This window comes from Streptomyces sp. NPDC049837 (assembly GCF_040674455.1).
GTDB lineage: Bacteria > Actinomycetota > Actinomycetes > Streptomycetales > Streptomycetaceae > Streptomyces.
The window spans coordinates 122,098-133,956 of record NZ_JBFAMP010000002.1; the positions used below are offsets into that span (position 1 = coordinate 122,098).

Sequence of the window (11,859 nt, forward strand, 5' to 3'; positions counted from 1 at the left end):
AAGATTGCAAGTACACGCTAAGGCCTCCGGTGCGTCAGCCTGGGTGACCATGGACGCACAGCTCATCGCCTTCATCGGTGTCGCGGCAGGCATGGTCGCCATGCCGGGCGCCGACTTCACCGTCGTCGTGCGCAACTCGCTGGCCTCCCGCCGCGCCGGTGTGGCGTGCGCGGTGGGCGTCGCGGGCGGGCTGGTCGTCCACACGGCGCTCGCGGTCGCGGGGCTCGCCGCGCTCCTGGTCGCGGTGCCCGTCCTCTACCGGACGCTCCAGATCGCCGGTGGCGCGTACGTCCTCTACCTGGGCGTCCAGGCGGTGCGCAGCGCGCTCAAGGGAGCCGGGACGGGGGCGGTCGAGGGGGAGCCGGCTCTCGGCGTGGGGCGGAGCCTGCGGCAGGGGTTCCTGACCAACGTCCTCAACCCCAAGGCGCCCGTCCTCTTCCTGAGCCTGCTGCCGCAGTTCGTGCCGGACGGGGCGGCCGTGCTGCCGCGCACGCTGCTCCTGGCGTCGATCGTGGTGGTCCTCGCCCTGGTCTGGTTCCCGGCCGTCGCGCTGCTGGTGGACCGGCTGGGGCGGTGGCTGCGACGGCCGCGCACCGCCAGGGCCGTGCAGGGCGTCACCGGTGGTGGACTCGCCGCCCTGGGGGTGTCGCTCCTGGTCGCTCCGGTGGCCGGTCGCTGAGCCCGCGCCGTACGAGATGGGGGAGGAGCCCCCACAGGCCGCCGCACACCAGCAGGGTGAAGGCGCCCGCCGCCAGGCCCTCGGGCCTGCCGTGCACCACGTCCACGACCAGCGACACGGAGCAGGTCAGGGCCAGCGCCAGGACCACGAACCCGATCCTCGCCAGCTTCGACGACACGGCCACGATGCGCGCCTTGGCGCCCCGCTGGAACAGCGAACGGTGCAGTGCGGCCGGGGCGGTGAGCAGCACCGCCGCCACGACGGACAGCAGCAGCGTCACGACGTACATGCCGCGCTGGTACGAGTCGAGCGAGCCGAAGCGGGGCGTGAACGCCAGGGTCAGCAGGAAGGCGAACAGGATCTGGACGCCGGTCTGGGTGACGCGCAGTTCCTGGAGCAGCTCGGCGAAATTGCGGTCGGCGCGCTCCAGGGGCGTCTCGTTGCGCGTCCCGTCGCGCGCGGTGCGGGGGCTCTCGCCGGACATTCCCGACGAGTACCCCCGCACCACGGGTCATGCCCGGAGCATCAGCGGACGCGTCCGTACCAGACCGACTTCGACCAGATCTTGTCCAGCTTGACCACCGAACCCGACTTCGGCGAGTGCCAGATCTTGTTGTTACCCGCGTAGATACCGACGTGGTAGACGTTGCTCCCACGATGGAAGAAGACCAGGTCGCCCTTCTGCCGGCTGGAGGCGGAGATGTGGCGGGTCTTGTTGTACTGCTGCTGTGCCGTGCGCGGCAGCGTCTTGCCGACCTGCTTGTACGAGTAGAGCGTCAGGCCGGAGCAGTCGAACCGGGACGGGCCCGCCGCTCCGTACTTGTACGGTGCGCCCTTCTTGGACGCGGCGATGTTCAGCGCCTTGGTCGCGTGTGCCGGGGCGGCCTGTGCCTCCGATACGGCGCCGGGCGCCAGCATCGGGCCGCCGACGGCGGCGAGGGTGAGTGCCGAGACGGCACCGGCCCGGGACAGCAGAGACGGGACATGAATCTGCGCGGTCATTGCGCAACCCTTCGTCAGCCGCCTGTGAAGGATGACCTGTCGGGTTCGGGCTGGCGAAGTTGCCCGGCCGCTGACGCGGCTTCACCCCAAGGGAGACCGACCGTACGAACACCGTCCGGTCACCCGCACTGCTTGGGTCCTCCACTCCTGCCGATCCACTCCTGTCGACCAGTCATCCGGACGGCGGCAGGACTCGGCGTCCGCCCGGACCGCCCCGCCGCGGTGGCGGGGGCTTGTCGTCGTCAGGGATCTTGACCCATGTCGGGGTGAAATTCCGAGTCGAAACGGCCTTATGTGAGGCTCCTCACGACTGATCCATTCGGGTGGACAGGGCCGATTTGGTGCCCGGCGGCGTGACATCGACGAACCCCGTACCAGGGCCGGAACCTGATATTCCGCCAGATGTGTACACCGGGTGCGCAACTCGCGTCGTACCAAATTCGTCCGGTTGCGTACGCTGAACGAGGGAGCGGTCCTCGTACTCCTGAGCCCATCCGGGGGAGGGCTACGTCGGTCCCACGCCTCGATTCTGAGGCACCGTCACGCGTCCCGCGCGCCGTTCGCCGTCAAGCACCCGCAACGCCCGCGCCAGCGTATGGGCATGCACATCGCTCTCACCGCGCTCATGCATCGAGGTCAGGGCGTCGCGCAGCGCGGTCGCACGCCCGACGAGGGCCTGTGCCGCGCGCAGGGCGCTGTACGTGTGGGTGGCGCGCGCCGGATTGATCCGGCCCAGGAGGTCGACGACTTCGAGCCAACTGTCGACGAACGCGCTTTCGGCGCGGGTCAGTGCGGGGAGCGGTGGCCAGTCCGGAGGTTCGGGAGCCGGCATCGCTCACCTCCCGCGGTTCGGGACGACGTGGTCCGCCAGCCCGTACGCCACGGCGGCGGCCGCGTCGAAGACCGTGTCGCGCTCCAGGTCGGCCTCCACGCGCTCGCGGGTCCGCCCGGTGTGGCGGACCAGCATGTCCGTGAGTTGGCCACGCAGCCGGAGCAACTCCCGCGCGTGGATGTCGAGATCCGTCGGTCGCCCGCGCAACGGCTCCTCGATGGCGGGCTGTTGGACGAGTACGCGGGCGCCGGGCAGGACCATCCGCTTGCCGGGTGCGCCGGCGGCGAGCAGGACGGCGGCGGTCGACGCGGCCTGGCCGATGCAGGTGGTCTCCACGTCGCACGTGACGATCTGCATCGTGTCGTAGATGGCCGACATGGCGCTGATGGGGCCGCCGGGGGAGTTGATGTAGAGCGCGATGTCCCGGTCGGGCGCGGCGTGTTCGAGGTGCAGGAACTGGGCGATGACGTCGTTGGCGGCGGTGTCGTCGATGGGGGTGCCGAGGAAGACGATCCGCTCCTCCAGCAGCTTCCCGTACGGATCGAGCGTGCGGGTGCCGGAACTGGTGCGTTCGGTGAACTCGGGCAGGACGTGGCGCGCGGCGTGGCTCATGACGTAGCTCATGACGTGCCTCTCTCTGGTCTCCGTCATCTCTGTAAAAAATGTACAGGACGTACAGGCCGTTATGATGGGGAGCATGGCCTACGAGATTCCGGTGACGCAAGCCCGGGCAGAGCTCGCCGATCTGATCAACCGTGTCGTCTACGGCGGCGAACGGGTGGTCGTCACCCGTCACGGCAAGCCGCTCGTGGCCCTGGTGTCGGCCGCCGACCTGGAACGACTCGAAGCGGAGCGGGAGGAGGACGCGGCGGGGGCGGCGGAGGAGCAGGTGATCCGCTCCGTCTCCACGGTCCGCGACGTACCGTCCTCGTCCGCTCCCGGCGAACGCGGCCGCTTCGGCATCGCCGCGGAACACCGCCCAGGCGGCCACCACCCCCGGCCGGGCGCCTGACCGTTCACGGTGACCGGGGGCGACCGGTGACCGAAGACGACCGGTGACCGAAGGCGACCGGGCCGGGCCGGTGGCCGGCGCGTTCGGCGCGCGGCCGGCGTCCGGGGTGTGGCGGCCGGCGTCCGGGTCAGCCGGCCCGGGCCGGTTCGGCCGCGCGGTGGTGGCCCGGCGCGGGCGCCGTCGCCCGGACGCGCCGGCCACCGGCGACGACCGCCGCCAGGCCGAGCACCGCCCAGGCGCCGAGGACGAGCAGGGGGCCGCCCGCCGCCGCGCCGTCGAAGAACGCCACCGACCGCAGCAGTGACCCGGCCGCCCCCGGCGGCAGCCACTGGCCGATCGCCCCGGCCGGCTCCGGGAGCAGCTCCGGCGCGCCCGCCACGCCCGAGAACGGGTTGCCCAGCAGGACCATGACCAGAGCCCCGAGCGCGAGCCCCGCCCGGCCGAGCAGTGCCGCGAGGCCCGCGACGGCCGCCCCGATCGCCAGCGCGGCCAGCGCGAGGACGCCCGCCTCGGTCCACCAGTCGCCCGTGATCACGCCGAGCCAGCTCCCGGTGATCGCGGTGCCGACGAGGCCGGCCAGCACCGCCGCGCCCACCAGTGCGGCCACGGCCCGGGCGCCGTGCAGTTCGAGGAGGGTGACCAGGGCTCCGGCGGCCACCCCCGCCAGGGCGAGCGGCAGGATGCTCGCGGCCAGCGCGCTGCCGCGCGGGTCGCCCGGCGGCGCGGCCACCACGTCGGTCGCCGGTGCCGTGGGCAGCGCCTGCTGGAGCAGTTGGGCCACGACCGGGCTCGCGGCGGACGCGGTGAGCAGCCGGGGCCCGTGCGGCCCGGCGACGACCGCTCCGTATACGACCCGGTCCCCGATCGCGGCGCGGGCGGCGGCCTCGTCCTCGTAACGGTGCACGTCGAAGGCGTCTTCGCCGCGCTGCTCGAAGCGCTCCTGTACCGGGCCCGCCACGGCGGCCGGGCCGGCGACGCCGATCGGCAGGTCGCGCGGTGCGACCCGGGCGGCGGGCCAGGCGAAGGCCCACAGGGCCAGGGCCGCGATGACGGGGATCAGGACCGCCACGGCGGCCGTGCGGCGGGTCGGGGAAGCGGGGCTGGCTGGCATGGCTGGCATGGGGCCTCCGTCCGGCGGCAATCCTAAGAGAAGGATCGTTCGTTTTATGTTCCCGAGGTCACTGTCCGCCGCCGCGCCGCTCTTGTCAAGAAGGAACGTTCGTTTTACATTGGCGACCATGCCCCGCGTCTCCCAGCACCACCTCGACGCCCGCCGCCGCCAGATCCTCGACGGCGCCGCCCGCTGCTTCGTCCGCAACGGCTTCCACGCCACGTCCATGGCGGACGTCCTCCGCGAGACGGGCCTGTCGGCCGGCGCCGTCTACCGCTACTTCCGCGGCAAGGAAGAGCTGATCGAGGCCATCGTCACCGAGGTGCTCGACGCGATCCGCACCACCTTCGAGACCGCCGCCCGCACGAGCCCGCCCCCGCCACCGGACGTCCTGGTCGGCCAGGTCATGACCGAGGTGCTCACCGAGCGGTCCGGCCTCTCCTGCGACGGCGAGGACAGCTTCCCCCGCCTGATGATCCAGGTCTGGACCGAGACCCTCCGCAACGAGGACCTCTCCGCGGTCATGCGCGCCGGGTACCTGAAGGTGCGCGAGTCCTGGATCCGCGTCGTCCTCGCGTACCAGAAGGCCGGGTTGATGCGCGACGACATCCCCGCCGACCACGTCGCCCGGACGATGATCGCCGCCGCACAGGGATTCGCCGCCCAGCAGGCGCTTTTCGGCTCCGCGCCCGTCTCCGTCCTCCAGGACGGGCTGCGCGCGCTGATGTCCATGGGCGGGCAAAGGGCCAGTTAACCTCCCGGAAAAACTTCTGCCCGAGATTGAAATATCTCTGCGCAACACTCGTTGTCGCAGGTCAACAGAGTGTTGAAGCCGGATATGGTCCCGCTGCGCCCGGGACCGATCGGGCGGGAGACTGTGAGGTGAAACGTGCAACTGACGCCGCACGAGCAGGAACGCCTGCTCATCCACGTGGCCGCCGACGTGGCGGAGAAGCGCCGGGCGCGCGGGGTGAGGCTCAACCACCCCGAGGCCGTCGCCCTCATCACCTCCCACATCCTGGAGGGCGCCCGCGACGGCCGCACCGTCGCCGAACTCATGGCCTCCGGCCGCAAGGTGCTCAGCCGCGACGACGTCATGGACGGCATCGCCGAGATGATCCACGACGTCCAGGTCGAGGCCACCTTCCCCGACGGCACCAAGCTCGTCACCGTCCACGACCCGATCGTCTGACGGGGGAGCGCCGCCGATGATTCCCGGAGAGATCCTCTACGCGGACGAGCCCGTGGCCCTCAACGAGGGCCGCCCCGTCACGCGCCTGACCGTCCTCAACGCCGCCGACCGGCCCGTCCAGGTCGGCTCCCACTACCACTTCGCCGAGGCCAACCCGGGCCTCGACTTCGACCGTTCGGCCGCCCACGGCCAGCGGCTGAACATCGCCGCCGGTACCGCCGTACGCTTCGAGCCCGGCATCCCCGTCGACGTGGAACTCGTACCGCTCGCCGGGCTGCGCGTCGTCCCCGGCCTGCGCGGACAGACCGGAGGCTCCCTCGATGCCTGAGCCCAGCCGCGCCCTGCTCGACCGGGCCGTCTACGCCGACCTCTTCGGCCCCACCACCGGCGACCGCATCCGGCTCGCCGACACCGACCTGCTGATCGAGATCGAGGAGGACCGCTCCGGCGGGCCCGGACGCGCGGGCGACGAGGCGGTGTTCGGCGGCGGCAAGGTGATCCGCGAGTCCATGGGCCAGTCCCGTGCCACCCGCGCCGAGGGCGCCCCCGACACCGTCATCACCGGCGCCGTCATCATCGACCACTGGGGCATCGTCAAGGCCGACCTCGGCATCCGCGACGGCCGGATCAGCGGCATCGGCAAGGCCGGCAACCCCGACACCATGGACGGCGTCCACCCCGGCCTCGTCATCGGTCCCGAGACCGAGGTCATCGCCGGCAACGGCAAGATCGTCACCGCCGGGGCCATCGACGCGCACATCCACTTCATCTCGCCGACCGTCGTCGAGCAGGCGCTCACCTCCGGCATCACCACCCTCGTCGGCGGCGGCACCGGCCCCGCCGAAGGCACCAGGGCCACCACCATCACGCCCGGCCCCTGGCACCTCGCCCGGATGTTCCAGGCGCTGGAGACGTACCCCGTCAACATCGGCCTGCTCGGCAAGGGCAACACCGTCTCCCGCGAGGCGATGCACTCCCAACTGCGCGGCGGCGCCCTGGGGTTCAAGATCCACGAGGACTGGGGGGCCACCCCGGCGGCCATCGACGCCTGCCTCGGCGTCTGCGAGGAGACCGGCGCCCAGCTCGCCATCCACACCGACACGCTCAACGAGGCCGGGTTCGTCGGCGACACCCTCGCCGCCATCGCGGGCCGCACCATCCACGCGTACCACACCGAGGGCGCGGGCGGCGGTCACGCCCCCGACATCATCACCGTCGTCTCCGAGCCGTACGTCCTGCCCAGCTCCACCAACCCCACCCGGCCGCACACCGTCAACACGCTCGACGAACACCTCGACATGCTGATGGTGTGCCACCACCTCAACCCGGCCGTCCCCGAGGACCTGGCCTTCGCCGAGTCCCGCATCCGGCCCTCCACCATCGCGGCCGAGGACATCCTCCACGACCTGGGCGCCATCTCGATCATCTCCTCCGACTCCCAGGCCATGGGCCGCGTCGGCGAGGTGATCCTGCGGACCTGGCAGACCGCGCACGTGATGAAGCGCCGCCGGGGCGCGCTGCCGGGCGACGGCCGCGCCGACAACCACCGCGCCCGTCGCTATGTCGCCAAGTACACGATCAACCCGGCCGTCGCCCAGGGCCTCGACCACCAGATCGGCTCCGTAGAGACCGGCAAGCTCGCCGACCTGGTGCTCTGGGAGCCGGCGTTCTTCGGCGTCAAGCCGCAGACCGTGATCAAGGGCGGGCAGATCGCGTACGCGCAGATGGGCGACGCCAACGCGTCCATCCCCACGCCCCAGCCGGTGATGCCCCGCCCCATGTTCGGCGCGCTCGGCACGGCCGCCGCGGCCGGCTCGTTCAACTTCGTCACGCACTCCGCCCTCGACGACGGCCTGCCCGAACGGCTGGGTCTCGCCAAGGAGTTCGTCGCGATCAAGAACACCCGGGGCGTCACCAAGGCCGACATGCGCGAGAACGACGCCCTGCCGCGCGTGGAGGTCGACGCCGACACGTTCACCGTGACGATCGACGGCGAGCCGGTCGATCCGGCACCCGCCGCCGAACTGCCCATGGCGCAGCGCTACTTCCTCTTCTGAGGGCGATCCGATGACACGCGCAGCTCTGCTCGTCCTCGCCGACGGCCGGTTCCCCGCCGGTGGCCACGCCCACTCCGGCGGCGCCGAACCGGCCGTCAAGGCCGGACGCATCCGGGACGCCCGCGACCTGGAGACGTTCTGCCGGGGCCGGCTGCACACCAGCGGGCTCACCGCCGCCGCCCTCGCCGCCGCGGCCGCCCTCGGCCACGACCCGGCCGCGCTCGACGAGGCCGCCGACGCCCGCACCCCGTCGCCCGCGCTGCGCGCCACCGCCCGCAAGCTCGGCCGCCAGATGCTGCGGGCCGCCCGCGCCACCTGGCCGAGCCCCGAACTCGACGCGCTGGCCAGGGCGTTCCCGCGCGGCGCCCACCAGCCGGTCGTCCTCGGCCTGGCCGCCCGCGCGGCGGGCCTCGGCCCCGAGGACGCCGCGCACTGCGTCGCGTACGAGACGGTCAGCGGACCCGCCACGGCCGCCGTCCGCCTGCTGAGCCTCGACCCCTTCCAGGCCACCGCCGTCCTCGCCCGGCTCGCGCCCGACATGGACGCCGTGGCCGCCCGTGCCGCGCGAGCCGCCGACCACGGCATCGACGCGCTGCCCGCCGCTTCCGCGCCGCTGCTCGACATCACCGCCGAGCAGCACGCGGCCTGGCCCGTACGCCTCTTCGCATCCTGACAACACCGGAGAAACCATGCACCTCGACCACGACCACACCGGCCCCGCCGCCGTCAGCGCCGACGCCCACCGCCCCGACGGCACCCGCCGCGCGCTGCGCATCGGCCTCGGCGGACCCGTCGGGTCCGGCAAGACCGCCACCGTCGCCGCCCTCTGCCGCGAACTGCGCGACCAGCTCTCCATCGCCGTCGTCACCAACGACATCTACACCCGCGAGGACGCCGAGTTCCTGCTGCGCAACGCCGTCCTGCCGCCCGAGCGCATCCAGGCCGTGGAGACCGGCGCCTGCCCGCACACCGCGATCCGCGACGACATCTCCGCCAACCTCGAAGCCGTCGAGGACCTGGAGGACAGCGTCGGGCCGCTCGACCTGATCCTCGTCGAGTCCGGCGGCGACAACCTCACCGCCACCTTCTCCAAGGGCCTCGTCGACGCGCAGATCTTCGTCATCGACGTCGCGGGCGGTGACGACATCCCGCGCAAGGGAGGCCCCGGCGTCACCACCGCCGACCTGCTCGTCATCAACAAGACCGACCTCGCCCCGTACGTCGGCTCCGACCTGGAGCGGATGGCCCGCGACGCCAAGGAGCAGCGCGGCGACCTGCCCGTCGCGTTCACCTCGCTCACCGGCGAGCAGGGCGTCGGGCCGGTCGCCGACTGGGTGCGCGGACAGCTCGCCGCCTGGTCGGCATGAGCGTCCAGGCCACCGCCCGGATCGTCGCCGAGGCCGGCGGGGCGCTGCCGGTCCTGGTGAGCGACGGGCCGCTCGCCCTGCGCCGCACCCGCGCCACCGGGCCGTACACCCGGGTCACCGTCGTGGGCGCGATGACGGCGCCGCTCGGCGGTGACCGGCTGGCCGTGGAAGCGGAGGTACGGGAGGGGGCGCGGCTCGCCGTCGACTCTGCGGCCGCGACGGTCGCCCTGCCCGGCCGGGACGCCCGCCACGCCCGCTACGACGTGCGCCTCACCGTCGCCGAAGGGGCGGAGCTGCGCTGGCTGCCGGAGCAGTTGGTCTCCGCGTACGGCTCCGTCCTCCGGATGCGTACCACCGTCGACCTGGCCGGCACCGCACGGCTGGTGCTGCGCGAGGAGCAGATCCTGGGCCGCCACGGCGAGGAGCCCGGCACCCTCACCACCCGCCTCACCGTGCGCCGCGCCGGCCGCCCGCTGCTGGACCAGGAACTGTCCTACGGCCCGGGCGCCCCCGGCGGCTGGGACGGGGGAGCGGTGCTGGGCGGACACCGGGCGGTGGGCCAACTCCTCGTGGTCGACCCGGACTTCGAGGACAAGCCCGTCGAGCCGCACCTGATCGGGGACACGGCCGCCGTCACGCCGCTGGCCGGGCCCGCCGCCCTCGTGACGGCGGTCGCCCCGGACGCGCTGCGCCTGCGGCGCGTCCTGGACGAGGCGCTGGCGAGCCTGTGAGCCTTCAGGCCGCGATCGGGGCCGTCCGGGGCTCGGCGATGGCCACGTAGTCCGCCGTCCGCAGCGCCAGCGAACGGTCCAGCCGTGCCGCGTTGAAGAAGATCTCGTCCTCCTCCAGCAGCGCGGGGTCCACGACCAGCTCCAGCTCCGGATCGAAGGAGAACGGCAGGATCGTGCCGCTCACGCTGCGCGCCAGCCGCTCCGCCACCTCGGGTGTCGCGAACCCGGCGTAACCGCCGCCCAGCAGCGCCTTCACGGCCCCGAGGTCGACCCGCCGGTCGCCCGGGACCACGGCCAGCACGTACCGCTTGGTCTTCTTGCCGGTCTTGACCATCACGACGATGCACTTGGCGGCCTGCTCCAGCCGGTTGCCGCGCATCGCGCTGACCGCCTCCGTGGCGCCCTCCGGCTCGTGCTCGATGATCCGGTAGGCGGCCCCGCGCTCGTCCAGCAGGCCGATCAGCTTGTCGTACGTCTCGTGCTCGTGCGTCCCATGCTCATGCGCTTGGTGCTCGTTCACCGATGTCCTTTCGGGCGGAGTCCTTCGCCGCCCCGACGATACCCATCGGTGATCCCCCGGTCAGCGCCGGAACTTCGGGAACTTCCGGGGCTGTTCGCCCTGTTGGGCCTCCTTGACCTTGGTCGCGTACTCGTCCACGTACTCCTGGCCCGACAGCGCGAGGATCCGGTACATGATCTCGTCCGTCACGGCACGCAGCACCGTCCGGTCGTTCTCCATCCCGGCGAACCGCGAGAAGTCCAGCGGCTCGCCGAACCGGACCGTCACCCGTTTGATTCGGGGTACGACCTGGCCGGGCGGCTGGATCTCGAACGTCCCGACCATCGCGCACGGGATCACCGGCACGCCCGCCTTCAGGGCCATGACCGCCACCCCGACCTTGCCCTTGTAGAGCCGCCCGTCGTGGGAGCGAGTGCCCTCCGGGTAGATCCCGAGCAGCTCCCCCTTGGCCAGCACGCCGAGCCCCTCGCGGATCGCCGCCTGTCCGGCCTCCTTGCCGGAGCGGTCCACCGGGATCTGGCCGGCACTGCGGAAGAACGCGGCGGTCAGCCGGCCCTTGATGCCCGGACCGGTGAAGTACTCCTGCTTCGCGAGGAAGGTGATGCGCCGCTTGAGGACGACCGGCATCAGGAAATGGTCCGAGAAGGACAGGTGGTTGCCCGCGACGATCGCGGCGCCGTCCTCCGGGATGTGCTCCAGCCCCTCCGTCCTCGGCCGGAACAGCAGCCGCAGCACCGGTCCGAGGAAGATGTGTTTGAGCAGGTAGTAGAACACTGGCTGGCTCCCTACTGCGCCGGATCGGATCGGCTCGGCTCTGTGCGTTCTACCAGGCCAGAAACCAGTTCGAGGGAGATCAGTGTAGGTGCGCGTGTCGCCCCCCGGAACCACGCCGGGCGACCTCCGGTGATGGGACGCGGGGACGGGGGCACACGGAATCCATGACTGTGCCCAAGAGCAGTGTCCTGGTCCTGGACAGCGGCGAACCCGAGGCCCTGGCGGAGTTCTACGCCAGGCTGCTGGACGCCCGGACCCGACGCGGAACCGATCCGGACTTCATCGAGGTGATCGGCCACGACGGCGTGTGCGTGGCCGTACGGCGCGACCACGGCTACGCGCCGCCCAGTTGGCCCCGCCCCGACGACTCCCAGCAGGCGCACCTGCACATCCTGGTGGCCGAGGACGACATGGACGAGGCCGAGCGCGAGGCGGTGGGCCTGGGTGCCCGGCCGGTGGACACCAAGGACAACTCCGGTCCACGGGACGTGCGGACGTACGCGGACCCGGCGGGTCACTCCTTCACCCTGGTCGCCCGGGAGGGCCGGTCCGCGTCCTAGGAGCCGGGAGGGGCGGGGGGTT

The 11,859-nt window shown here is 72.2% G+C and carries 17 protein-coding genes and 1 riboswitch; of the genes, 10 read left to right on the forward strand and 7 right to left on the reverse strand.

The genetic code is table 11. The features are described from left to right. Positions 1 to 49: 49 nt before the first annotated feature. Complete coding sequence (locus AB0J57_RS05170; protein WP_366126602.1) at positions 50 to 679, forward strand: LysE family translocator; 630 nt, start codon at positions 50 to 52, stop codon at positions 677 to 679. Here the strand turns inward: AB0J57_RS05170 and AB0J57_RS05175 are convergent. The 4 genes from AB0J57_RS05175 to AB0J57_RS05190 all read right to left on the reverse strand — a co-directional run bounded on the left by AB0J57_RS05175 (position 615) and on the right by AB0J57_RS05190 (position 3,164). After that, entirely contained in the window at positions 615 to 1,163 is a 549-nt protein-coding gene (locus tag AB0J57_RS05175) for a DUF6328 family protein (RefSeq protein WP_366126603.1), read from the reverse strand. The two genes, AB0J57_RS05170 and AB0J57_RS05175, sit on opposite strands and share 65 nt — an antisense overlap. Before the next feature lie 41 nt (positions 1,164 to 1,204). Beyond that, positions 1,205 to 1,681, reverse strand: a complete 477-nt coding sequence (locus AB0J57_RS05180) for a C40 family peptidase (RefSeq protein WP_366126604.1) — start codon at positions 1,679 to 1,681, stop codon at positions 1,205 to 1,207. Positions 1,682 to 1,685: 4 nt separating this feature from the next. Further along, positions 1,686 to 1,890, reverse strand: a riboswitch (cyclic di-AMP (ydaO/yuaA leader). A 296-nt stretch (positions 1,891 to 2,186) separates the two neighbouring features. Next, entirely contained in the window at positions 2,187 to 2,513 is a 327-nt protein-coding gene (locus AB0J57_RS05185) for a hypothetical protein (RefSeq protein WP_366126605.1), read from the reverse strand. 3 nt (positions 2,514 to 2,516) lie between these two features. Then, positions 2,517 to 3,164, reverse strand: a complete 648-nt coding sequence (locus tag AB0J57_RS05190) for an ATP-dependent Clp protease proteolytic subunit (protein WP_366126606.1) — start codon at positions 3,162 to 3,164, stop codon at positions 2,517 to 2,519. A gap of 46 nt (positions 3,165 to 3,210) precedes the next feature. On the opposite strand from AB0J57_RS05190, the gene AB0J57_RS05195 reads away from it, so the two are divergent. After that, positions 3,211 to 3,525 carry a type II toxin-antitoxin system Phd/YefM family antitoxin gene (locus tag AB0J57_RS05195; protein WP_366126607.1) on the forward strand — a complete coding sequence of 105 codons (315 nt, stop codon included), beginning with the start codon at positions 3,211 to 3,213 and terminating at the stop codon, positions 3,523 to 3,525. A 127-nt stretch (positions 3,526 to 3,652) separates the two neighbouring features. On the opposite strand, the gene AB0J57_RS05200 is transcribed toward AB0J57_RS05195, so the two are convergent. After that, entirely contained in the window at positions 3,653 to 4,645 is a 993-nt protein-coding gene (locus tag AB0J57_RS05200) for an ABC transporter permease (RefSeq protein ID WP_366126608.1), read from the reverse strand. 118 nt (positions 4,646 to 4,763) lie between these two features. On the opposite strand from AB0J57_RS05200, the gene AB0J57_RS05205 reads away from it, so the two are divergent. The 7 genes from AB0J57_RS05205 (at position 4,764) to AB0J57_RS05235 (ending at position 9,983) form a co-directional block, all read left to right on the forward strand. Then, positions 4,764 to 5,390 (forward strand): helix-turn-helix domain-containing protein, encoded by a 627-nt coding sequence (locus AB0J57_RS05205; protein ID WP_366126609.1) that lies wholly within the window; start codon positions 4,764 to 4,766, stop codon positions 5,388 to 5,390. A 135-nt stretch (positions 5,391 to 5,525) separates the two neighbouring features. After that, complete coding sequence (locus AB0J57_RS05210; RefSeq protein ID WP_366126610.1) at positions 5,526 to 5,828, forward strand: urease subunit gamma; 303 nt, start codon at positions 5,526 to 5,528, stop codon at positions 5,826 to 5,828. Positions 5,829 to 5,844: 16 nt separating this feature from the next. Continuing rightward, entirely contained in the window at positions 5,845 to 6,156 is a 312-nt protein-coding gene (locus tag AB0J57_RS05215; RefSeq protein WP_366126611.1) for an urease subunit beta, read from the forward strand. Further along, on the forward strand, positions 6,149 to 7,885 hold the full coding sequence (locus AB0J57_RS05220) for an urease subunit alpha (protein ID WP_366126612.1): 1,737 nt from the start codon (positions 6,149 to 6,151) through the stop codon (positions 7,883 to 7,885). Before AB0J57_RS05215 ends, AB0J57_RS05220 begins: the two co-directional genes overlap by 8 nt. A 10-nt stretch (positions 7,886 to 7,895) precedes the next feature. Beyond that, the gene (locus AB0J57_RS05225) at positions 7,896 to 8,558 is read left to right on the forward strand and encodes an urease accessory UreF family protein (RefSeq protein WP_366126613.1); all 663 of its coding nucleotides are present in this window, start codon (positions 7,896 to 7,898) and stop codon (positions 8,556 to 8,558) included. Between the two features lie 16 nt (positions 8,559 to 8,574). Further along, positions 8,575 to 9,252 carry an urease accessory protein UreG gene (ureG, locus tag AB0J57_RS05230; RefSeq protein ID WP_366126614.1) on the forward strand — a complete coding sequence of 226 codons (678 nt, stop codon included), beginning with the start codon at positions 8,575 to 8,577 and terminating at the stop codon, positions 9,250 to 9,252. Then, positions 9,249 to 9,983 carry an urease accessory protein UreD gene (locus AB0J57_RS05235; RefSeq protein WP_366126615.1) on the forward strand — a complete coding sequence of 245 codons (735 nt, stop codon included), beginning with the start codon at positions 9,249 to 9,251 and terminating at the stop codon, positions 9,981 to 9,983. The genes ureG and AB0J57_RS05235 overlap by 4 nt, the downstream gene beginning before the upstream one ends. A 4-nt stretch (positions 9,984 to 9,987) precedes the next feature. Here the strand turns inward: AB0J57_RS05235 and AB0J57_RS05240 are convergent, their stop codons facing one another. Next, positions 9,988 to 10,503 carry a YbaK/EbsC family protein gene (locus AB0J57_RS05240; RefSeq protein WP_366126616.1) on the reverse strand — a complete coding sequence of 172 codons (516 nt, stop codon included), beginning with the start codon at positions 10,501 to 10,503 and terminating at the stop codon, positions 9,988 to 9,990. A gap of 60 nt (positions 10,504 to 10,563) precedes the next feature. Then, on the reverse strand, positions 10,564 to 11,277 hold the full coding sequence (locus tag AB0J57_RS05245) for a lysophospholipid acyltransferase family protein (RefSeq protein WP_366126617.1): 714 nt from the start codon (positions 11,275 to 11,277) through the stop codon (positions 10,564 to 10,566). 164 nt (positions 11,278 to 11,441) lie between these two features. Between AB0J57_RS05245 and AB0J57_RS05250 the strand changes: the two genes are divergently transcribed. After that, entirely contained in the window at positions 11,442 to 11,837 is a 396-nt protein-coding gene (locus AB0J57_RS05250; RefSeq protein ID WP_366126618.1) for a VOC family protein, read from the forward strand. Positions 11,838 to 11,859 lie beyond the last annotated feature (22 nt).